Origin of the sequence: Novosphingobium pentaromativorans US6-1 (assembly GCF_000767465.1) — a bacterium.
Taxonomy (GTDB): Bacteria; Pseudomonadota; Alphaproteobacteria; order Sphingomonadales; family Sphingomonadaceae; genus Novosphingobium; species Novosphingobium pentaromativorans.
On record NZ_CP009292.1, the window covers coordinates 711,259 to 733,809 of the forward strand.

At 63.6% G+C, this 22,551-nt stretch carries 21 protein-coding genes; 20 read left to right on the top strand and 1 reads right to left on the bottom strand.

The window, feature by feature from the left end; genetic code table 11:
• Positions 1-162: 162 nt before the first annotated feature.
• From JI59_RS21785 to JI59_RS21870, 18 genes are all read left to right on the top strand, one after another.
• Positions 163-915 carry a DUF4198 domain-containing protein gene (locus tag JI59_RS21785; RefSeq protein WP_007014188.1) on the top strand — a complete coding sequence of 251 codons (753 nt, stop codon included), beginning with the start codon at positions 163-165 and terminating at the stop codon, positions 913-915.
• Positions 916-973: 58 nt separating this feature from the next.
• The gene (locus tag JI59_RS21790; RefSeq protein WP_007014187.1) at positions 974-1,372 is read left to right on the top strand and encodes a hypothetical protein; all 399 of its coding nucleotides are present in this window, start codon (positions 974-976) and stop codon (positions 1,370-1,372) included.
• Positions 1,373-1,377: 5 nt separating this feature from the next.
• Positions 1,378-2,112, top strand: coding sequence for a HupE/UreJ family protein (locus JI59_RS21795; protein WP_007014186.1), 735 nt, complete (start codon positions 1,378-1,380; stop codon positions 2,110-2,112).
• Between the two features lies 1 nt (position 2,113).
• Positions 2,114-2,725 (top strand): hypothetical protein, encoded by a 612-nt coding sequence (locus JI59_RS21800; protein WP_007014185.1) that lies wholly within the window; start codon positions 2,114-2,116, stop codon positions 2,723-2,725.
• 516 nt (positions 2,726-3,241) lie between these two features.
• Positions 3,242-5,395, top strand: a complete 2,154-nt coding sequence (locus tag JI59_RS21805) for a TonB-dependent siderophore receptor (RefSeq protein WP_039857732.1) — start codon at positions 3,242-3,244, stop codon at positions 5,393-5,395.
• 73 nt (positions 5,396-5,468) lie between these two features.
• On the top strand, positions 5,469-6,524 hold the full coding sequence (locus JI59_RS21810) for a PepSY-associated TM helix domain-containing protein (protein ID WP_007014183.1): 1,056 nt from the start codon (positions 5,469-5,471) through the stop codon (positions 6,522-6,524).
• Entirely contained in the window at positions 6,521-7,450 is a 930-nt protein-coding gene (locus JI59_RS21815; protein WP_039857731.1) for a 2-hydroxyacid dehydrogenase, read from the top strand. Before JI59_RS21810 ends, JI59_RS21815 begins: the two co-directional genes overlap by 4 nt.
• A 154-nt stretch (positions 7,451-7,604) precedes the next feature.
• Entirely contained in the window at positions 7,605-8,297 is a 693-nt protein-coding gene (locus tag JI59_RS21820; RefSeq protein ID WP_039857730.1) for a haloacid dehalogenase type II, read from the top strand.
• 118 nt (positions 8,298-8,415) lie between these two features.
• The gene (locus JI59_RS21825) at positions 8,416-9,963 is read left to right on the top strand and encodes an ABC transporter substrate-binding protein (protein WP_007014180.1); all 1,548 of its coding nucleotides are present in this window, start codon (positions 8,416-8,418) and stop codon (positions 9,961-9,963) included.
• Positions 9,963-10,943 carry an ABC transporter permease gene (locus JI59_RS21830; RefSeq protein ID WP_239000620.1) on the top strand — a complete coding sequence of 327 codons (981 nt, stop codon included), beginning with the start codon at positions 9,963-9,965 and terminating at the stop codon, positions 10,941-10,943. The genes JI59_RS21825 and JI59_RS21830 overlap by 1 nt, the downstream gene beginning before the upstream one ends.
• Positions 10,940-11,764, top strand: coding sequence for an ABC transporter permease (locus JI59_RS21835; protein ID WP_007014178.1), 825 nt, complete (start codon positions 10,940-10,942; stop codon positions 11,762-11,764). Before JI59_RS21830 ends, JI59_RS21835 begins: the two co-directional genes overlap by 4 nt.
• Complete coding sequence (locus tag JI59_RS21840; RefSeq protein ID WP_007014177.1) at positions 11,761-13,578, top strand: ABC transporter ATP-binding protein; 1,818 nt, start codon at positions 11,761-11,763, stop codon at positions 13,576-13,578. The genes JI59_RS21835 and JI59_RS21840 overlap by 4 nt, the downstream gene beginning before the upstream one ends.
• A 150-nt stretch (positions 13,579-13,728) precedes the next feature.
• A complete protein-coding gene (locus JI59_RS21845; RefSeq protein WP_039857728.1) occupies positions 13,729-14,583 on the top strand; it encodes a GNAT family N-acetyltransferase in 855 nt (284 codons plus the stop codon).
• Positions 14,583-16,055, top strand: coding sequence for an NAD-dependent succinate-semialdehyde dehydrogenase (locus JI59_RS21850; RefSeq protein ID WP_007014174.1), 1,473 nt, complete (start codon positions 14,583-14,585; stop codon positions 16,053-16,055). Before JI59_RS21845 ends, JI59_RS21850 begins: the two co-directional genes overlap by 1 nt.
• Positions 16,052-17,128, top strand: coding sequence for a tartrate dehydrogenase (locus JI59_RS21855; RefSeq protein WP_007014173.1), 1,077 nt, complete (start codon positions 16,052-16,054; stop codon positions 17,126-17,128). The genes JI59_RS21850 and JI59_RS21855 overlap by 4 nt, the downstream gene beginning before the upstream one ends.
• Before the next feature lie 119 nt (positions 17,129-17,247).
• Positions 17,248-18,657 carry an aspartate aminotransferase family protein gene (locus JI59_RS21860; protein WP_007014172.1) on the top strand — a complete coding sequence of 470 codons (1,410 nt, stop codon included), beginning with the start codon at positions 17,248-17,250 and terminating at the stop codon, positions 18,655-18,657.
• Between the two features lie 12 nt (positions 18,658-18,669).
• Positions 18,670-19,158, top strand: a complete 489-nt coding sequence (locus JI59_RS21865) for an Lrp/AsnC family transcriptional regulator (RefSeq protein WP_007014171.1) — start codon at positions 18,670-18,672, stop codon at positions 19,156-19,158.
• Positions 19,159-19,177: 19 nt separating this feature from the next.
• The gene (locus JI59_RS21870) at positions 19,178-20,326 is read left to right on the top strand and encodes a M20 aminoacylase family protein (protein WP_007014170.1); all 1,149 of its coding nucleotides are present in this window, start codon (positions 19,178-19,180) and stop codon (positions 20,324-20,326) included.
• Between the two features lie 33 nt (positions 20,327-20,359).
• On the opposite strand, the gene JI59_RS21875 is transcribed toward JI59_RS21870, so the two are convergent.
• Positions 20,360-21,055, bottom strand: a complete 696-nt coding sequence (locus tag JI59_RS21875; RefSeq protein WP_039857724.1) for a copper resistance protein B — start codon at positions 21,053-21,055, stop codon at positions 20,360-20,362.
• A 223-nt stretch (positions 21,056-21,278) separates the two neighbouring features.
• Here JI59_RS21875 and copC point away from each other — a divergent pair, with 223 nt between their 5' ends.
• Positions 21,279-21,665 carry a copper homeostasis periplasmic binding protein CopC gene (gene copC, locus JI59_RS21880; RefSeq protein ID WP_007014168.1) on the top strand — a complete coding sequence of 129 codons (387 nt, stop codon included), beginning with the start codon at positions 21,279-21,281 and terminating at the stop codon, positions 21,663-21,665.
• Between the two features lie 5 nt (positions 21,666-21,670).
• Complete coding sequence (gene copD, locus JI59_RS21885; protein ID WP_007014167.1) at positions 21,671-22,531, top strand: copper homeostasis membrane protein CopD; 861 nt, start codon at positions 21,671-21,673, stop codon at positions 22,529-22,531.
• Positions 22,532-22,551 lie beyond the last annotated feature (20 nt).

A 22,551-nucleotide genomic window follows, 5' to 3' on the forward strand; every position in this document is an offset into this window, starting at 1 on the left:
TCGGCTAGAAAGGCGCACTGCGGTCAATTGTGGCCGCGGTGTGCGATGCTGCCGCGCGGCCGAGCATTACGCAATTTGCTTCCGATCGCCCTGCCACAAAAAGCAATATCTTGCGCTGGCATCACCACATGCTGTGCTCAAGAAAACCCGAGGAGAAGATCATTGCCGCGTCGTTCGCCCTTCCTGCTCGCATCCACATTTGCCTCCGCACTCGCTCTGGGCCTCACTTCCATCGCACCTGCCGATGCCCACGCGATCTGGTTCGCGCAGCGCGCCAAGCAGCTTGCCCTGATCTACGGCGTGGGTGCCGACGATCTCGATGCCGTGGGGCGCATGAAGCATCTCACTCTGGTCAAGGGCTATGACGAAGACTGGCAACCGGTCGAGACGTCCCTGCGCGAGGCCGGCATCGTGCCCATCGTCGACAGCGACGAACCGATTGCAGCGATGACCGCAGTCATGGACTATGGCGTGTGGACCAAGGACAAGGCCGGTAGCTGGCACAACACGACGAAGGATGAAGTCGCCGACGTCGCGGTGTCCGAACACAACTGGAAATACGCTCTCCACTTCGAGAAACTTCCGAAAAAGGACGTTCCGCTTTTCGAAGGCCTCGTGCTCCAGCTCGTGCCGGTCGGCCCAATTCCCGAAGACAAGGGCAAGCCGCTCAAGGTTCGCGCCTATCTCAATGGAAAGCCCATGGCAGGCGTCCAGGTGATGTCCGACTACGTCAACGATCCCGACCAGATCCCGGTCAAGACCGATGCTGACGGTACGGCAACGATCACCTTGCGCAACCAGGGCCTCAACGTGCTGATGGGCATCTACGTCGGACCTTCGGACCAGCCGACGAAATACGACCAGGTCGAATACCGCTCCTCGCTTTCGTTCGTTCTGCCGCACCTGCCCGAATAAGCCGAAAGGCCGGCCGCGCAGGCCGGCCTTCGCGAGCCCGATACACGGAGATCCCCCGATGAAGACTTCCGCAATTTCCGCCCTGTTCGCTGCAAGCCTGCTGGCCGCAGCTCCGGCCGCCGTCATCCCGGGCGTCGCCTATGCCCACGGCAGCATGAAGCCCCAGCACGGCGGCATGGTCCAGATGTCGGGCGAAACCCTGTTCGAACTGGTCAAGAGCGCCAAGGGCGTCGATGTCTATATCAGTGAGGAAGACGAACCCCTGCCCGCCAGCGAATTCAGCGCCAAGCTGATCGTGACGAATGCCTCGGGCGCCAAGGCCACCACGGCCATGAGCGCGTCAAAGGCCAACCGTTTTGCGGCGCCCGGCGTCAAACTTCAGGCCGGGTCCAAGGTCGTCGTCTCGCTGGTCGAAAAGAGCAGCGGCACGAAGACTTTCGCGACCTTCAAGCTCTGACGCAAATGCAGACGGCCACCCTCGCAGCGTCCCGCCGCCTTGCCGCGGCCGGACGCGCGCTGACAGCCACCTGCACCCTTCTGGCAGCGCTGGCGATCGCCGCCTCGGCCCAGGCCCACGGGGTAGGAGAAGCGGACAAGGCCTTCATCGAGGGCAGTTCGGGCATCGCCATCCTGCCTTACATGTACCTCGGCGCGAAGCACATGGTCACGGGTTACGACCATCTGCTCTTCCTCGCCGGTGTCATCTTTTTCCTCTACCGGATGAAGGACATCGGGACTTACGTCACGCTGTTCGCGATCGGACACAGCACGACCCTGCTGGTCGGCACGATCTTCGACATTCGCGCCAATCCCTACATAATCGATGCGATTATCGGCTTGTCCGTCGCTTACAAGGCAATCGACAACCTCGACGGCTTTCGCACGATGTTCGGCTGGGCGCCCAATCCCCGTGCCGCGGTATTCGTCTTCGGCCTGTTTCATGGCTTCGGCCTTGCAACCAAGCTCCAGGATCTCACGCTCTCGCCCGAGGGAATGATCCCCAACCTCCTGTCGTTCAACGTCGGCGTCGAACTTGGGCAGTTCATGGCCTTGGGCCTGATTCTCATCGCCATGAACATCTGGCGACTGAGCGGCAGCTTCCAGCGCAGCGCCATCGCTGCCAACGCGGCGTTGATGTGCGCCGGTTTCGTCCTCGTCGGCTACCAGCTGACCGGTTACTTCACCCAGGGAGCCTGACATGGCCACGACATATCCCGCAGACATCGCCGCGCTTCCACGCAACGTGCAAGCCTCTCCCGCCACGCTTGCCAAGGCCTGCATCGGAGCGGCCGTTGCAGCGGGCGGCGTGCTCACCCTGTTCGTTCTGCCCGCCGAATACGGCATCGATCCGACCGGCATCGGCGCCAGACTGGGCATCTCCGGCATGGCCGTGATGGAAGAAGACGAGGATTCCGCTCCTGTCTCGACTGGGCCGGCCGCATCGCTGGTCACCCCAACCCGCGCTTCGATCGAACGCGCCACCGCCTGGCGCGAAGACGAACTCACCCTTGACCTGCCCCCGCACAGCGGCGCGGAGATCAAGGCGCACATGGTCAAGGGCGACAGCTTCGTCTTCTCCTGGCACTCCACCGGCGGACCGGTGAAGGTCGACATGCACGGCGAACCGGTCAACGCAGGCGACGACGAATTCACCAGCTACTGGAAGGAACGCCAGAGCGAGGCCGGTCAGGGCGATTTCACCGCAACCTTCGACGGCACGCATGGCTGGTACTGGCGCAACAAGAGCGACACGCCGGTCAAGGTCACCGTGAAGGTCGCAGGCTTCTACAAGGATCTCTTCAAGCCCTGATCCCGCACGAAACATTCCCGAGCCTGAACAAGGGCGAAGCGCTACCATCCGGCGTTTCGCCCTTCTTTTTTGGCCCGTCCAAAACGGAAAGCGGCATAGTAATTCGTGATGCATCCGCGAAAGAGGCCTGCCTGCTGCTCCGATATCGCGAGAACGTCTTTGCTATGCTGCAGTGCAAAAACTCCCTTGTAGGCACCGATTCGTCTGAATTGAGAGCCCTGCCAGGACTGCATTTCGCATCTGCACAATCACTTTCGGGGCGTCGGCAGGTCCTGCCGTTTGTTCGCTGAAGGAGAACACGGCAGAATAATCGGACAATGACCCCAATTCGTCATAATCATCCGCCCGGCCCCCTAGTTACGATTAAAGATTTGTCAGGGTACAGATAGCCTCGATCTTGCAAATAGAAGCGGACAGGTCGCAAAATCCGCAGAATTTCGCGGAGTTTGTACCAAAGAAGATCTGCTCGACTGGAAATTGCAGGACGTGGGAACAACTCAAGTGAGGGGTCACAAGATGAGAATTTTTAATTCCGCAGTTCACGCTTCCCTGTTGGCTGGTACGGCGCTTGTCGCCTTCCCCGCCATCGCCATGGCAGACGAGGCGGCAAACGACACCGAAAGCACCGATACCATTACCGTCGTCGGCCAGCGCCAGCAGTATCGGGGCGATGTCCCGCTCGCTGAAATACCGCAGTCGGTCCAGCAGATCGACGGCAAGATGCTCCAGGATCTGAATATAACCCGGCTCGATTCCGCTCTCGATCTGGCCAGCGGCATTGCCCGCCAGAACAACTTCGGCGGACTTTGGGACGCCTTCGCGGTCCGCGGCTTCGCCGGCGACGAAAACTTCCCGAGCGGCTTCCTTGTCAACGGCTTCAACGGTGGGCGCGGCTATGGCGGCCCGCGCGATGCCTCGAACATCGAGCGCATCGAAGTCCTCAAGGGTCCGAACGGCGCCGTGTTCGGCCGCGGCGAGCCCGGCGGCACGGTGAATATCATCACCAAGAAGGCCACCCTCGACGATACCTTCGGCAGCTTTGCGGCTTCGGCCGGCAGCTACTCGACCTACCGGGTCGAAGGCGATTACAACCTTGCCCTGAACGACAAGGTCGCCATCCGGCTCAATGGCGCCGCGCAGGACGCCGGGAGCTTCCGCGACACGATCAATTCGAACAAGATCGTCGCCTCGCCCTCGGTACTGTTCGAACCCTCATCGTCGACCAGCATCAGCTACGAGATGGAATTCGTTGACCAGGAAGTGCCCTTCGACCGGGGCGTGGTTGCCGTGGACGGCGTGCTTGGCCTGATCCCGCGCTCCACCTTCCTGGGCGAACCCGGCGACGGCCCGACCAAGGTCAAAGTGCTCGGCCACCAGGTCCAGCTTCAGCAGGACATCGCCAAGGACTGGGTCTTCCTAGCCGGCTTCGGTTACCGCGATACCAGCTTCAAGGGCTATTCGAGCGATGCCGAACTGGCCGGCAGCCGCCAGACGCTCGAGGAAACCGGGAACTACCTTGCCCGCCAGCGCCGCTACCGCGATTACGGCACCACCAACCTGGTGTTCCGCGGCGAAGTTTCCGGCAAGCTCTACACCGGTTCGATCGCGCATCACGTTCTCGTTGGCGCCGACTGGGATCGTTTCAAGATCAACCTGAACCAGCTTCGCTTCCGGCCGGGTCCCTATACGGCGGGCGATCCGATCACGGCGGCGAACAACGCCATCGACATCTACAATCCGGTCTATGGCCAGTTGCCGGTTCCGACCGCTGTAATCCAGAACTCCAATGAGACGCAGAAGTCCTGGGGCGTCTACTTCCAGGACCAGATCGACATCACGGATGCCTTCAAGATCCGTGGCGGTGGCCGCTATGACCACTTCCGCCAGCAGATCGTGAACAACATCAGCGGTACGACGACCATCATCGTCAAGAAGCGCTTCAGCCCCACGGTCGGCGCGCTTTACCAGCTGACGGACACGCTCAGCCTCTACGCCAGCTACGGTACGGGTTTCCGTCCCAACAGCGGCATCGACTTTGCCGGAAACCCGTTCGCCCCGGAAACCAGCAAGTCCTACGAGGCCGGTCTTCGCTTCGTGTCGCCCGATGACATGATCACCGCAACGCTCGCCGCCTATACGATGAAGAAGAACAACATCCTGACGAGCGACCCGATCAATGCCGGGTTCTCGCTCGCAGCCGGCAAGGCGCGTAGCCGAGGTATCGAGGCGGACGTCAATGCCAAGTTGCCCGGCGGCATCAATGTATATGCGACTTATGCCTATACCGATGCCGAGTGGACAAGCGCGGCTCTGGATGTAAGCTTCGGCCTCAACATCCAGTCGGGCGATCCGCTGATCAACATCCCCAAGCACGCTGCCAACCTGCTCGTGACCAAGGAATTCGACCTCGGCGATGCCGGCGTCGTCACCATCGGCGGCGGCGTCAACTACACCAGCAAGCGCCTTGGCGAGACGGGTGTCGACTTCTACCTGCCCGATTACACGCTGGTGCGCGCCCTGGCGAGCTATGCGCCGAGCGATGGCGTCAAGCTCAGCGTCGATGCCACCAACCTGTTCGACGTGACGTACTACCCGGCCTCGTACCACCGGTACTGGGTATCACCGGGCCAGCCGCGCACGGTGACGTTCCGGGTTGACTTCTCCTTCTAAGGACGGCCTCCCGACAACGCGCCCGCCACTCCCTTCCCAGCGGGGAGTGGCGGGCGCTAATTTCAGGACAGCCATGAAACCCGGTACCTTTCTTCGAATTCACCGCTGGATCGCCCTGGCCTTCGCGCCGCTCCTGCTGATCCAGGCCCTTACCGGCACCATGATCCTGTTTCGCGAACCGCTGGCGCAGACACTCGATCCCGGCGCGATGACGCGCCAGAGCAGCCACGACATGCAGCCGGCGCCGCTTTCGCAGCTTCTCGAAGCGGCCGGGGCGCGTTTCCCGACCATGCGGGTCACGCGCCTGTTCATGCCTTCCGGCCCCGATGCAGCCGCCTTTGCCCAGCTCACCGGCGCGCAAGGCGAAGTGCGCTATGCCTCGATAGATCCGGGCAATGCCCGTGTGCTGGCATCGGGCCCGATATGGCGCTTCCCGATCGAGGCCGCCTTGCAGATCCATTATCGCCTGCTGGGCGACTGGCTTGGCATTGCCATTGTCACGCTCAACGGCCTCGCCCTTTTCCTGATCGGGGTGAGCGGCGTGAAGCACTGGTGGCCTGGACGCGGCCGCATAGTCGCCTCGCTCAAGGTGCGCCGCAATCTGCCCTCGCGCATCAAGCTGCGTCTCTATCACCGCAGCGCCGGTGCCATCGCCTCGATCCTGATCCTGTTCAGCGCGGCAACCGGCGTCCTGCTTGCCGCCGCCGACTTGCCACTGGGGCCTGCCCCTGCTTCTGCCGCTCCGGCTCGGGCCGTCACTCTGAGCAGCAGCCAAGTCGAAAATGCCATTTCCCTGCTTCATACTCGTTTGCCGGAAGCGCGTATGCGCGACATCCGCTTCGGGCCTGACGGGACCCTGGCCATCAACCTGCTCGCTCCCGAAGCCGGTCCGCGCGCCGTCGACGTCGTGCGCGTCGATGCGACCGCCCCCTCTCTGGGCAAGGTCCTGAAGTCCCGTGACAATCCCGCGCTATGGCTCACAGTGCTGCCGCTGCACGCCGGGGACAGTTTCGGCCTGCCAGGACGACTGCTACTCATGGCCGAAGCCCTGGCGCTTATTTTCCTCTGCATCAGCGGACCGCTGCAATGGTGGCGCGCCCGCTCCTCTCGACCGGGAGCCAAGAAATGACATCGATCCTTCACTGCGGCGACGAAGAGCGCGGCACGCTCTGGCGCGACGTATTCGCGCGCGAGATGCCGGAAGTCGATTTTCGCTGCTGGCCCGACCTGGGCGATCCGCAGGAGATCCGCTTCCTCGTCGCATGGACGTTGACGCCCGAACTGATCGCGAGCCTGCCGAACCTGGAAATCCTGTTCAGTATCGGCGCAGGCGTCGATCAACTCGACCTCGGCCTCGTACCGCCACATGTCCGCGTCGTTCGCATGATCGAGCCCGGCATTACAGTAACCATGGCGCAATACATCGTCATGGCGACGCTGGCGCTTCACCGCGACCTGCCGTTCTACGTGGCCGAGCAACGCGCGGGCCGCTGGACCCAGCGCGATGTCCTCCTTTGCTCCGAACGCACGGTCGGCTTCCTCGGCCTCGGCGAACTGGCCCGCGCCTCGATCAAGGCGCTGGCCCCGCTCGGCTTCAAGGTGCTGGGCTGGAGCCGAAGCGGCGCGAATATTGCGGGTGTCGAGACTTACGCCGGAGCCGAGGGACTCGATCCCTTTCTCGCGCGCTGCGAAATACTCGTATGTCTCCTGCCACTCACCGACGACACCCGCGGCATTCTGTGCCGTAGTCTGTTTGAACGCCTCCCGCGAGGCGCTGCGATCATCAACGCCGCGCGCGGCGGGCACCTGGTTGCCGACGACCTTTGCGCAGCGCTGGACGATGGTCGGCTCTCTGCCGCATTTCTCGACGTGGCAAGCCCCGAACCACTCCCCGAAGGCCATCCATTCTATTCGCATCCCGCCATTTTCCTGACTCCCCACATCGCCGGGGTAACCCGCAGGGAAACGGCCGTGCATGCGCTGATCGGCAACCTGCAGCGCGTGCTTGCGGGCGAGGAACCGGACGGCGAAGTCGACCGCAGCCGCGGATATTGAACCGCAGCATGCTATGCCGAATTCGCAGGGACAAAGCGGCAAATCGCTCCACTTCCTTCCTGCAATCGGACACAAGTAGCGCCGCGGAAGTGGCCTTATTCACATCGAGAAGCGCGAGGCATCAGTGGCCCGCGCAAGAGGATCAAGCGACGAGATGACCAGCGCCAGTCCCAGCTTCACTCCCCCGTTCCGACCCAAGTACATCAGCTTCGACTGCTACGGCACGCTGATCCGCTTCCACATGTCGGAGATGGCCCGCGAGTTCTTCGCCGACCGCATCCCGGCAGAGGCCATGGATCACATGTGCTTCGTGTTTTCGACCTATCGCTTCGACGAAGCGATGGGCCCCTGGCAGCCGTACCGCGAACTGCTCCGCAGCGCCGTGCGCCGTACCGCAAAGAAGTTCGGCGTCGAATACCGCGAAGCTGACGCAGATTCCATTTACGACATGGTCCCCAAATGGGGTCCGCATCCCGACGTGCCCGGCGGCCTTTCCAAGATTGCCGACAAGATCCCGCTCGTCATCCTCTCCAATGCGATGAACGATCAGATCCCGCAAAACGTGGCCCTGCTCGGCGCGCCCTTCCACCGTGTCTACACGGCCGAGAGCGCCCAGGCCTACAAGCCGCGGATGCAGGCTTTCGAATACATGTTCGACCAGCTTGGCTGCGGGCCCGAGGTGATGATGCACGTTTCGTCCAGCTTCCGCTACGACCAGAACACGGCGACCGACCTCGGCTTCGGCTGCCGCGTCTTCGTCGGGCGTGGCCACGAGCCGTCGAATGCCAATTATCGCGATGTCGAAATCCCCCACATCGGCTGCCTGCCGGCAGTCGTCGGCCTCTGAGCGCCCGCAAGGTGACGGTCCCCCTCACCCGCCGCGTCTCGCGTCGCCCGTTCCCCCGACCGGGACGGCGCGAGGCGTTGGCGGTGGGGACGCAGATCTGCGCGATGGACATCACGGCATGCTGATCGGCGGCGACCTCTCGAGGCGAAGCCTGATAGGCGCGGGACTTGCCGGAGCCGGCCTGCTCGCGCTGAGCGGTTGCGGCGGCGGCGAACGTAAGTCGACTCCCAGACGTGGCGGTGGCATTCGGGTCGCGACCCAGGCCGCCTCCACTGCCGATACGCTCGACCCTGCCAAGGGCGCGCTGGCAACCGACTACACGCGCCATTTCATGCTCTACAACGGGCTGACCTGCATCGAGGACGAAAGCCTCGTACCGCGTCCGTCGCTCGCCAAGAGCTTCGAGAGCGCTGACCGGATTACCTGGCACTTCGAACTGCAGCGCGGCGTGCGCTTCCACGACGGAAGCGAATTGACGGCGCAGGACGTCGTCTTCTCCCTGCTGCGCCACAAGGACCCGGCGGTCGGTTCGAAGATGGCGACAATCGCCGCCCAATTCGCAGACGTTCGCAGCGACGGCCGCTATGGCGTCACGATCCGGCTCACCGGAGCCAATGCCGACTTGCCCACGATCCTCGCCCAGTCGCACTTTCTGGTCGTGCGTGCCGGTCAGAACGCACCGGACGGCAATGGCACGGGCGCCTTCCGCCTTGCCGAATTCCAGCCCGGCGTGCGTACCGTAGTCGTGCGCAACGAGGAATACTGGATCCCGGGACGGCCGCATCTGGAACGCGTGGAACTGATCGCGATTCCCGACGAAGTCAGCCGCGTAAACGCCCTGCTTTCCGGCGACATCCAGCTGTGCAATGCCGTCAATCCCCGCTCCACCCGCAGGATTGAGGCCGATCCGCGCTACGCGACAATGGCAACGCCATCCGCGCTCTTCACCGATCTCATCATGCGCCAGGACCAGCTGCCGACCGGCAACCCGGATTTCGTGCAGGCGGTAAAACTGATGATCGACAGGCCGCTGATCAAGCGAGCCCTGTTCCGCAATTACGCAACGATCGCCAACGACCAGCCGATCGCGCCGTTCCAGCGCTATTTCAACCCGGACCTACCGCAGACCGTGCTCGATCTCGACAAGGCGCGCTGGCATGTTCAGCGCGCCGGTCTGACCGGCGTGCGCATGCCTATCTTCGCCGCTACCGCAGCCGAGGGCTCGGTCGACATGGCCTCGATCATGCAGGAATACGGCTCCAAGGTCGGGCTGAACTTTGCGGTCAACCGGGTGCCTGCCGATGGTTACTGGTCAACACACTGGATGCGTCATCCGATGACTTTCGGAAACTGCAATCCGCGTCCGACCGCCGACCTCATCTTCAGCCTCTTTTTCGATTCAAAGGCGGACTGGAACGAAAGCGGCTGGAAGAACGAACGCTTCGACCGCCTGCTGATCGAAGCCCGCGGCGAAGCCGACGAAGCGCGCCGTGGCGAACTCTACGGCGAAATGCAGCGCATCGTCCATGACAAGTGCGGCGTGGCAATTCCCGTCTTCATCAATCTGCTCGATGGGCATGACCGCCGCCTCAAGGGCCTGCGCCCAGTCCCGCTCGGTGCCTTCATGGGTTATCGCTTCGCTGAATACGCATGGTGGGAGGACTGATGTCGGCTCCTGCAGAAACCCCGTCCTCGATGGCCAAGCTCGCGCCGCTGATCATCAAGCGCGTACTGTCCTCGCTGCTCACTCTCTTTCTCGTTTCGCTGGTGATCTTCACGGTCAGCGGCCTGCTGCCCGGCGATGCAGCACAGGAAGTGCTCGGCCAGAGCGCAACGCCGGAGCAGGTTGCGGCCTTGCGCCACGAAATGGGCCTCGATCGCCCTGCGCATCTGCGGTACGTCACCTGGCTCGGCGGTATCGTGCGCGGCGATCCCGGCATGTCCTATGTCGCCAACATGCCGGTCAGCCAGATCATTTCCGACCGACTGCCCAATTCGCTCACGCTGGCCGGGATCACCGCCGTGATCTCAACCGTCCTCGCCCTGATCATTGGTATTTCCAGTGCGATCAATCGCGGCGGCAGGCTGGACAGCGCGCTGAACGTCACCACGCTCTCGCTCGTCGCCATGCCGGAGTTCCTGATCGCGACTCTGGGTGTCCTGATCTTCTCGGTAAAGCTGCTGTGGCTGCCCTCGATCGCAATGGTCACACCCGAGGCAGGCTGGAGCGCGATGCTGCGCTCGATGGCCCTGCCGGTTTTCTCGCTGACTTGCGTCGTTGTTGCGCAAATGGCCCGCATGACCCGCGCCGCCGTCGCGGATCAGCTGGACCGGCCCTACGTCGAGATGGCCAGGCTCAAGGGCGTGCCCTTCTCACGCATCGTCCTGTTCCACGTGATGCCCAATGCCGTTGGCCCGGTGGTCAACGCCATGGCCCTTTCCCTTTCCTACCTCATGGGCGGTGCCATTATCGTCGAGACGATCTTCAACTTTCCCGGCCTTGCCAGCCTGATGGTCAATGCCGTGACGAGCCGCGACATGCCTCTGCTGCAATCCTGCGCGATGATCTTCTGCGCGACCTATCTTGCCCTGATGCTGGTGGCTGACATCGTCGCCATCCTCGCCAACCCGAGGCTGCGCGCATGAGCGGTAAACTGACATCCTTCCTGCGCGGACTGCCGGTGTCCGGCCGCATCGGTCTTGCACTCGTCGTCTTCTGGCTCGTCGTGGCTCTCGTAGGCCCGTGGCTCGCACCCTATTCGGTCGGCGCCTTCGTTGATCAGGACGTCTTCAGCGGAATCTCATCGCAGTTCTGGCTGGGCAGCGATTACCTGGGCCGAGACGTTCTCAGCCGCGTCCTGTGGGGTTCGCGCTATACCGTTTTCCTCGCGCTGGGCGCAGCGATGATCGCTGTGTGCATCGGGACCTCGTTTGCATTGCTCGCCGCCATCCGCGGGGGCTGGACCGACGAAGTGATCTCGCGTGCGATGGACACCTTCATCTCGATCCCTTCGAAGATCTTCGCGCTGGTCCTCGTCGCTGCTTTCGGTTCCTCGCTCTCACTGCTGCTGGTGATCGCCGCCGCCACTTACGTGCCCGGCAATTTTCGCATCGCGCGGGCGCTGGCGATGAACCTGGTGGCCCTCGACTTCGTGCAGGTCGCGCGCGCCCGCGGTGAAGGCTCGGTCCACATTGCCCTGCGCGAAGTGCTGCCGAACATGATCCATCCCCTGCTGGCCGACACCGGCCTGCGCTTCGTCTTCGTCGTCCTGCTGCTGTCGGGCCTGAGCTTCCTGGGCCTTGGCGTCCAGCCGCCCCATGCCGACCTCGGCTCGCTGGTGCGCGAGAACATCTCGGGGATCACCGAAGGCGCGCTGGCGATCATTGTCCCCGCGCTGGCGATCGCCACGCTGACAGTCGGCGCGAACCTGCTGATCGATGCCCTCAAGCCGGGAGGCAAGGCATGAACGCGCCCGCAGTCGAAGTCAGCGGCCTCGTCATCGACGTCGCCCGCCCCGACGGTACCCGCAAGGCTATCGTCGAGGACGTGTCCTTCGCCATCCCCAAGGGCGAGGTACTGGCGCTGATCGGCGAATCCGGCTCGGGCAAGACGACCATCGCCCTGTCCATGATGGGCTACTCGCGCTTCGGCGCGCGCATTTCGGCCGAATGCATTCGCGTGGGGGACATGCGCATCGACCGCATGGCCGAAAACGAACTGCCCACGATCCGCGGACGGCGCATTTCCTATATCGCGCAAAGTGCGGCCGCCGCCTTCAATCCCTCGCGCCCGATCATGGCCCAGGTCATCGAACCGCTCCTGGTCCATCGTCTGGCCGATCGCAGGACGGCGGAAGCCAAGGCAATCGAGATCTTTCGCTCGCTTGCCCTGCCCTCACCCGAGACCATCGGGCAGCGTTACCCGCATCAGGTCTCGGGCGGACAGCTTCAGCGGCTCATGGCGGCCATGGCGCTTATCACCGATCCCGAACTGGTCATCCTCGACGAGCCGACCACGGCCCTCGACGTGACCACGCAGGTCGAAGTGCTGCATACCTTCAAGTCTGCCATTGCCGCCAGCGGTGCCACCGCGATCTACGTCAGCCACGACCTTGCCGTTGTCGCCCAGGTTGCCGATCGCATTGTCGTGCTCAAGAACGGGCGCACGAGCGAGGAAGGCACCGCGGAGCAGATCCTCGAGGCCCCTTCCAGCGACTATACCAAGTCGCTCCTAGCGGCTGCGCATCCGGCTGTCCGACCGTCGGCCGACGCAAGCGAAGACAATGTGCTGACTGTTTCGGCAATCAGGGCGGGATATGGCCGCATCGTCGATGGCCAGCCCGCAATTCCGGTATTGAGCAATGTCGGCTTCACCCTGAAGCGCGGAGCGACCATCGGGGTCATCGGCGAGTCCGGGTCCGGCAAGTCGACCCTGGCGCGCGTGATAGCCGGCCTCCTTCCTGCGGCCGGCGGTGAAGTCCAACTCGACGGCGATGTCCTTCCCGCCGACATGGCAGATCGCAGCCGCGAACAACTGCGACGCATCCAGATGGTCTTCCAGAATGCCGATACCGCGCTCAATCCCGCGCATACCGTCGGGGAAATCCTTTCGCGCCCGCTCGCCTTCTACCACGGGCTCAAGGGGGCCGCTGCCGCGGCACGGGTCGCCGAGCTACTCGACATCATACAGCTTCCCCGCGGACTGGAGACGCGCCGCAGCACGGAATTGTCGGGCGGACAGAAGCAGCGCATCAATCTTGCGCGCGCGCTGGCGGCCGAGCCGGACGTGTTGCTCTGCGACGAAGTGACCTCCGCGCTCGACACCGTCGTGGGTGCGGCGATACTCGACCTCATCGACGAGTTGCGGCGCAAGCTGGGCATCGCCACCGTCTTCATCAGTCACGACATCTCAACGGTGAAGGCATTTTGCGACAAGATGCTCGTGCTCTATTCCGGCACGGCGGTTGAACTGTCGCGGCAGGCCGAATTTGCCGGCGCGATCCGTCATCCTTACACGCGGTTGCTGGTCGATTCGGTGCCTGACATGGACCGGAGCTGGCTCACCCACCGCGCTGCCGTGGAACGCGCCGCGATGCCGGGCGCTTCGCTCAGGAATGCCGCAGGGGAGGCGCTGTGCCGCTTCCTGCCGCGCTGCCCTGCAGCGATCGCGGGGACCTGCGATGCCGTGCCTGCCCCGCTGCGCGAAAGCGCAGGACAGGCGATCCTGTGCCATCATACGCTTGCCGATCTTTCATCGGCAGCCTCGGCAGAAATTCGATAGGCCATGCCGGGGAACCATCCGGCATGGCGCAATATTGTTCCGATTAGCCGGGAAAACCGGCAGCCCATGCCTTTGCGCAATCGCTAGAGGGCAGCTGAATTCAACGGTCCGGCCCCCTGCATTTCGCCGGACCGAAACGGAGAAATCGACATGGTGGTTGCGACGAAGGCCCCCAACGTATTGCGAGACATGAGTGTGGAGGACTTGCACCGCGCAGTCGAGCTTTCCGCCGAGCAGTCCTGGCCGCACCGCACCGAGGACTGGGAGCTGTTCTACGAACTTGGCGAGGGCATTGTCGCTGAATGCGAAGGCAAGATCGTCGGTTCGATCATGGCCTGGCGCTTCGGTGGAAACTACGCCTCGATCGGCATGGTCATCGTCACCCCCGAAAAGCAAGGCGAAGGCATCGGTCGCCAACTGATGGAAGCCATGCTTGACCGCCTCGAAGGCTGGAACATCACGCTCAATGCCACGGCGGAAGGTCTGCCGCTCTACACCAAGCTGGGCTTCGAGCCTTTCGCCACCGTTCACCAGCATCAGGGGCTGGCCCCGACGATGCCTCTGGCCGATCTGCGCCCGGGTGAGCGCGTGCGCCCGATGGGAGCCACCGACGACATGCTGCCCGCACTCTACAGCCAGACGCTGGGCATGGACCGCGATGCCTTCTTCGAACGCATCTCGCGCGACAGCCAGTCGGTGGTGCTTTCGCGCGATCACGAACCGGTCGGCTTCGCGCTGCTGCGCCGTTTCGGGCGCGGACGCGTCATCGCCCCGATCGTCGCGCCGGATCTTGGCGGAGCGCAGGCGCTGGTGACGCACTGGCTGGGTGCAAAGGCTGGCAGGTTCTGCAGGATCGACGCGCTGGTCGGCACCGGCCTGTCCGAATGGCTCGAGGATATCGGCCTGCCCAGCGTGGGCAAGGTCACGACGATGGTCCGCGGCAAAGCGCCGAAGGGCTCGGGTCCGGCGAAAGTCTTCGCTGTCGCCTCGCAGGCGTTCGGCTGATGCTGGAGCTGCGCGACCCCTCGCTGCTGCGCCAGGCAGCGCTCATCTCCGGCGAATGGCTGGTGGCCGACAAGGCGTCGGGCATCGCTGTCGACAACCCGGCCGACGGCAGTCTCGTGGGCATGGTGCCTCCCTGCGGCCGCTCCGAGACGCAGGCCGCCATCGATGCCGCCATGGCAGCCTGGCCCGATTGGCGCGCCCGCACGGCGGGTGAACGCTGCGCCCTGGTCGAGCGCTGGCATGCTCTCGTCCTCGAAAATGCCGACGACCTGGCACGGATCATGACAGCCGAGCAGGGCAAGCCGCTGGCCGAAGCCCAGGGCGAAATTCGCTATGCAGCTACCTTCATCAAGTGGTTTGCCGAGGAAGGCCGCCGGGTCGGCGCGCGCAACGTCACATCGCCGGAACGCGATCGCCGCATTCTGGTGCTGACCGAGCCGGTCGGGCCGAGCGCCATCATCACGCCGTGGAACTTCCCGGCTGCGATGATTACCCGCAAGTGCGCGCCTGCGCTCGCGGCCGGTTGTCCGGTGATCATCAAGCCATCCGAATTCACACCCTTCAGCGCCCTGGCGATGGCCGAGCTGGCGCTGCGGGCAGGCATTCCGGCTGGATTGATCCATGTCCTGACCGGCATGCCGCAGGAAATCGGCGAGACCTTTGCGGCCAGCCCGGACGTGCGAAAGCTCTCCTTCACCGGATCGACCCGGGTCGGATCGCTGCTGATGCGTCAATGCGCAGATACCATCAAGCGGATAAGCCTGGAACTGGGCGGCAATGCCCCGCTGATCGTGTTCGAGGACGCCGACCTCGACCTTGCCGTCAAGGCGGCCATGGTCAGCAAGTTCCGCAATTCGGGCCAGACCTGCGTATGCGCGAACCGAATTTTCGTCCAATCGTCCGTGCATGACGAATTTGCCGCCCGGCTTTCTGCCGCCGTGTCCGCGCTCCACGCAGCGCCCGGTTTCGAGGCCGGAGCGACAGTTGGTCCGTTGATCAATGCCGCTGCCGTCACCAAGGTATCCGAGCACGTTGCCGATGCGCTGGATCGCGGCGGGCGCCTTGTCGCATCGGGCAGCGGGCGCGAGGACGGCAATTTCGTGCGCCCGGTGGTCATCACCGATGCCCATGCCGACATGCGGCTGGCCAGCGAGGAGACCTTCGGGCCCGTCGCGCCTCTGTTCCGCTTCGAGGACGAGGCGCAGGCCATCGCCATGGCCAACGATACGCCCTATGGCCTGGCGAGCTACTTCTACACCCGCGACCTTTCGCGCTCCTTCCGTGTTGCCGAAGCGCTGGAAGCAGGCATGGTGGCCCTCAATACCGGTTCGATCGCCATGGAAGTGGCGCCTTTCGGCGGCGTGAAGGCATCGGGCCTCGGTCGCGAAGGCGGCACGGCGGGCATCGAGGAATATCTGGAAACCAAGGCCTTCCACATCGGCGGGCTGGAACTGCAAGAGGCACAGGCATGAGCGCGAAGCGCCGCTATTCGATCGCAGTCCTCCCGGGTGACGGCATCGGCAAGGAAGTCATGCCCGAAGGCACGCGAGCTCTCGAAGCCGCAGCCTCCGCCCACGGCTTCGAGCTGGACCTGCAGTGGCACGATTTCGCCAGCTGCGATTACTACGCGAAGCATGGGCAGATGATGCCTGACGACTGGAAGGATCGCATCGGCAAGGTCGACGCGATCTTCTTCGGTGCAGTCGGCTGGCCCGACACGGTGCCGGACCATGTTTCCCTTTGGCAGTCGCTCCTGCAGTTCCGCCGCGAATTCGACCAGTACGTCAACCTGCGCCCGGTGCGCCTGATGCCGGGCGTGCCCTGCCCGCTGGCGGGCCGCAAGCCGGGCGACATCGACTTCTGGGTCGTGCGCGAGAATACCGAAGGCGAATACAGCTCCGTGGGCGGACACATGTTCACGGGCACGGACCGCGAAATCGTGATCCAGGAAACGGTGATGACCCGCCATGGCGTCGACCGTGTCCTGCGCTATGCCTTCGACCTTGCGGCCAAGCGCGAGCGCAGGCACGTGACCAGCGCTACCAAATCCAACGGCATCGCCATCACCATGCCGTTCTGGGACAAGCGCGTCGAAGCCATCGGCGCCGAATATCCCGAGGTCACGCACGACAAGTATCACATCGATATCCTCACCGCGCAGTTCGTCATGAACCCGCAGCGTTTCGATGTCGTCGTCGCATCCAATCTCTTCGGCGATATCCTGTCGGACCTTGGACCTGCCTGCACCGGCACGATCGGCGTTGCCCCTTCCGCCAACATCAATCCGGACGGGACGCACCCTTCCCTGTTCGAACCCGTCCACGGCTCCGCGCCGGATATCGCGGGTAAGGGCATTGCCAACCCGGTCGGCCAGATCTGGTCCGCGTCGATGATGCTGGAACACTTGGGCGAGGCCGAAGCGGCAGCTTCGATCATGCGCGCGATCGAAGCGACTCTCGCATCCGAGAACGGGCGCACCGGCGACCTGGGCGGCAAGGCGAACACCGTTTCCTGCGGCAAGGCCGTGGCTTCGTTGATCGGCTGAATCGCTCGTGGCAGGGAGCGGCATAATCTGCTGCCACCCTGCCACGATTTGCCCGCTGGAGGTGACGGCGGGCCTTATTTCAGCGCAACCCGCCGGATGCGTGCGATAGCATCGACGGCATGGAAAACGCTCCCTCCCGCACTCCCGCCCATCGCTCCAACCAGTCGCTGGTCGATCTCGACAGGCAGCACCTGATCCATCCCGTCACATCGTTCCGGGGACACGAGGCGCACGGCGCCCGCGTGCTGGCATCGGGCGACGGGATGTGGCTGACCGATATCGAGGGCAAGAAAGTTCTGGACGCTTTTGCCGGGCTGTGGTGCGTCAACGTCGGCTACGGGCAGGAATCGATCGTCGAAGTGGCGATGGAGCAGATGCGCCGCCTGCCTTACGCTACCGGCTATTTCCACTTTGGCAGCGAACCGGCGATCCTGCTGGCTGACAAGCTCGCCTCGCTCGCGCCGGAAGGTCTCGACCACGTCTATTTCACGCTAGGCGGCTCGGATGCGGTGGACAGCGCGATCCGTTACATCACCCACTACTTCAACGCGATCGGCAAGCCAGAGAAGAAGCAGTTCATCGCTCTCGAATGGGGCTACCACGGTTCCAGCTCGAACGGCGCCGGACTGACCGCTCTGGCGAACTTCCACCGCGGTTTCGATCTGCCGCGTCCCTGGCAGCACCATATTGCCTCGCCCTATCCCTATCGTCATCCCGAAGGCCATGACGATGCCGCGGTGATTGCCTCCACGGTTGCCGCGATCGAGGCCAAGGTCGCCGAACTGGGCGCCGACAAGGTCGCGGCCTTCTGCTGCGAACCGATCCAGGGTTCGGGCGGCGTCATCGTTCCGCCCCGCGGCTGGCTCAAGGCAATCCGCGAAACCTGCGACCGGCTCGGCATCCTGATGCTCGTCGACGAAGTCATCACCGGCTTTGGCCGCACCGGCCCGATGTTCGCTTGTGACGACGAAGGCGTCTCGCCCGATTTCCTCACGCTCGCCAAGGGACTCACCGCGGGTTACGCGCCCATGGGCGCAGTGCTGATGGCCGATCATGTCTATCAGTCGATTGCGGACTCGGCCCCGGCAGCCCTGCCCGTTGGCCATGGATTCACGTATTCCGGCCACCCGGTCAGCGCCGCAGTCGGCCTCGAGGTGATCCGGCTCTATGAGAACGGCCTGCTCGAGAACGGCAAGAAGACGGGCAAGCGCTTCGACCATCACCTCGATCGAATCCGGGCGCACCCGCTTGTCGGCGATACACGCGGACGCGGCCTGCTGGGCGCGATCGAACTGGTCAGCAACAAGGAGACCAAGGCCGGCTTCGCACCCGAACTCGACATCGCAGGCCGGCTTTCGCAGCTAACCTGGGAAAACGACGTCATCGTGCGCTGCTTCGCCAATGCCGTAATCGGCTTCGCCCCTGCACTCTGCTGTTCCGAAAACGAGATGGACCTGATATTCGAACGGGTCGAGAGGTCGCTAGATCAGTTGCTGGACATGCCAGACGTCCGCCAGGCGCTGGGCTGAGGAGAATAGAACATGGCCCTGGGCCCGAAACTCGATCGCATCGATCTCAAGATCCTGGCGATGCTGCAGCAGTGCGGGCGCATCACCAATGTAGAGCTTTCCGATGCTGTCGGGCTTTCGCCCAGCCCGTGCCTGACCCGCGTCAAACGGCTGGAAAGTGCCGGATACATCACCGGTTACGGTGCGCACATCAATCTCAACAAGCTTGGCGAATTCCTCACCGTCTTCACCGAAGTGACGCTGAGCGAGCACCGGCGCGGCGATTTCTCGCGTTTCGAAATGCGCATCGCCAAGATCGACGAAATCGTCGAATGCCACCTTGTCAGCGGCGGCTATGACTACCTTCTCAAGTTCGCGGCCCGCGGCGTCACCCATTACCAGTCGCTCATCGAGGAAATGCTTGAAAGCGATTATGGCATAGAGAAGTATTTCAGCTACGTCGTGATCAAGAGCCCCTTCATCAAGCACCACTTTCCGATCCAGAACCTGTTCGGCGAATGACCGGACGAATGCGAGACCGATGAACGATATTGCCGACCTGCTCCAGCCGCTGATCGCCTTTCGCCGTGACATCCATGCCCATCCCGAACTGGGCTTTGCCGAACATCGCACCGCGCAGCGCATCGCCGAGCAGCTTCGCGCGATCGGCCTGGAAGTGCACGAAGGCATTGGCGGAACCGGCATCGTCGCGGTCCTGCGCAGCGGCGATGGCAAGCGCACGCTTGGCCTGCGCGCCGACATGGATGCGCTGCCGATCGAAGAGCATACCAATGCCGCATGGTCGAGCACGGTCCCCGGCTGCTTCCACGGTTGCGGCCATGACGGGCACGTCGCAATGCTGCTGGGCGCGGCGCAGGTGCTCGCGCGCGATCCGGGCTTCTCGGGAACGCTCAACTTCATCTTCCAGCCGGCAGAAGAAGGCCTTGGCGGTGCACGGCACATGATCGAGGATGGCCTGTTCGAACGCTTCGACTGCGAACGGGTCTATGCCCTGCACAACTGGCCGGGCCTGCCGGCCGGAACGATCGCCACGCGCCCCGGCGCGATCATGGGCGCGGCCGACAAGTTCAAGATCGTACTTGAAGGCAAGGGCGGTCACGCCGCTTTGCCGCAAGACACGCCCGACACGATCCTGGCCGCGGCAAGCCTCGTGCAGCAGCTCAACAGCATTATCGGCCGCGACATCCCGCCCAGTGCCAATGCCGTCCTCTCCGTCACCGAAATCGCCGGCGGCCATGCCCACAACGTGCTCCCCGCCAGCGTGCGCATCGGCGGCACCGTGCGCAGTTTCGATCCTGTCGTGCAGGACCGCATCGAAGAGCGCATGCGCCAGATGATCAAGGGCATCGAGACGTCCTTCGAAGTGCGCAGCTCGCTCGAATACGATCGCTATTACCCTGCAACGATCAACGATGCCGATGCGGCCGGAGATGCTCTCGATGTTGCCGCGACGGTCGCCAGCGCGCAATTGGCACCGGAACCGGCTCCGACATCGGAGGACTTCTCCTTCATGTTGCAGGAGCGGCCCGGCGCTTATCTCTGGCTCGGCCAGGGACGAGGTGACAATCCGCCGCCGCTGCACAACCCGCATTACGACTTCAACGACGATGTGATGGAAACAGGTATTCGCCTGCACGTCGCGCTCGCCCGCCACTGGCTGCAGGACTGACGCCCCTCATCCTTCGCGCCGGTAGCCGAAGTCTCAGAAGTTCAGGCCGAGCCCGATCACCGCACGGGTGACATGTCCGTCGTCACCCTGTGCCCGGGCAATGCGACGGGTTTGACCCACCAGCCGCTCGTCGATGATACCTCCATAGACATTGAGCACAGGGCCGATCTGATGACGCAGGCGCGCAGAGAGTTCCAACTCTCCGATACCTGCGCCCACTTCTTCGGCCGGGATCGATTGCGCAGACCAGCCGACGGCCACGCGCGGCTCCAGCCGCAACGCCTCGCCGAGGGCGAGTGTACCCACGATCATTGCCGCGCCGGTGACATCGCCATCTTGGGAAAGCCAGAGGTAATGTTCGCCCGCGATCGCCGGCGTAATCTGCAGTTCGACGCCCAGCGCCGCGTGGCCGAGATCCCTGCCGCCCCGAAAGTCGTTGCGCACGCCCAGAAGTATATTCGTGCCGCTGTTGGGCGCAAACGTATACAGCGCCTGCGCGGTGACTTCATCGATATGCGCGCCAACATCGCTGCCGCCTTCCAGCTTGAATGCCGCGCCCTGACGATCGCCGCTGAGTGTAAAGGTGCTGTCGAAAAGGAAATGGTCATCCCCCCGGCCGACATGCATCTCCAGCAGATCGACCTGCCCGGCGAGCTGCGTCTGCGCATGAGCCGTGGCCCAAAACAGGGGGAGAGCGGCCAGGACCGCCAGAATGGATCGCGTGGACATGGATGAAAGGCTATCCGCGCGCCCGCGAAAGCGGCTGCTCTTCTCGATCCCCGGTCCGTCAGAACATGCCGGGAAGGCCACCGATCTCGGCAATATCGGTCAAATCCGCGAATACAGGTTGTGCCGATCGCAATTTTTTCGGGCGAGGCGAGGGATGAGCCGGTGCTGCGCGTATTGCCTCCATGGGCCGCGAAGAGCCGGCCATGCCCAGGAGAAATTCATTATGCCCCGCCTGACCGTCACTTCCGCGCTGGCATCGCTTGCCGCCCTTGCTCTCGTCGTCCCCGGCGTTGCCATGGCTCACCCGAAGCTTGTGTCATCCACGCCAGCCGCCGATGCCAGCGTCGCCAAGCCGACCGAGATCACGCTGAACTTCAACGAAACGCTGGTAGGCCCGCTTTCGGGCATCGAACTGGTAATGACGGGCATGCCAGGCATGGCCAATCACAAGCCCATGCCGATCAGCGGCTTCACCACCAAGGCCGAAGGCAAGAGCATCAAGGTCAAGCTGCCCCGCGCGCTTCCCGCGGGCAGCTACACGCTGAACTGGCACGCTGTTGCTGCCGACCAGCACCGTATCGAAGGCAGCTACAGCTTCACCGTTCGCTAAGCGCCGTGGCGGACGGCATCCTGATCGCGTCGCGCCTTGCGGCCTTCATTCTGCTCCTGCTCGCGGCAGGATTGCCGATCTACCGACTGACCGACGGACAACGGACCGCAGGCAAGGGACAGCGCTGGCTAATGGCCATGCTGACCATTGCCGCATCCGCTGTTTCCTGTCTCTGGGCCCTGGCCTCCATTGCTGTCATGGCTGCGAGTTCCCTGACCGATCTCGACGCAGAAACGGTTTCCGCCGTGCTGGGCGCAACGCCGCTTGGCGATGTGCTGATCGTGCGAACAGCCGCGCTTGCAGCGCTCCTGCTCATGGCTCTGATCTTCCCGCGCCAAGCCGTGCTCGCCCCTTTCGGCGCGCTTGCCCTGGCGACTTGCGCCTGGACCGGACATGCCGGCGCCGGGGAAGGGATCAGCGGGCAGCTCCACCAGGTCTCGGATGTAATCCACCTGATCGCCGCAGCGACATGGCTGGGTGCCCTGTGCTGCTTCGTGCGCGACGGGTTGGACCGCGCCAACGACGCCGACAAGCTCACGGCCCTTTCGCGCTTTGCCCGCACCGGCACGCTGATTGTCGTCCTTCTCGCCGTGACCGGCATTGCCAACGGCTACCTGATCACCGCGCCTTCCGGCCTGGTGCCGGGCAGCACCTGGTCGCTGCTCATCGCCGCAAAGGTGCTGCTGTTCATTGTCATGCTGGCGCTGGCCGCCGACAACCGCTGGCGCCTCGTACCCGCGCTCGCAACCGGACTGCCCGGCGCCCGGCAGCGACTTACCGGTTCCCTGATTGCCGAAACCGGCTGCGCCATCGCTATTGTCGCGCTCGTCGCCTTTGCCGGCATGCTCGACCCGTCCGGTCTGTAAACCTGCCTCGCAAAGGCATA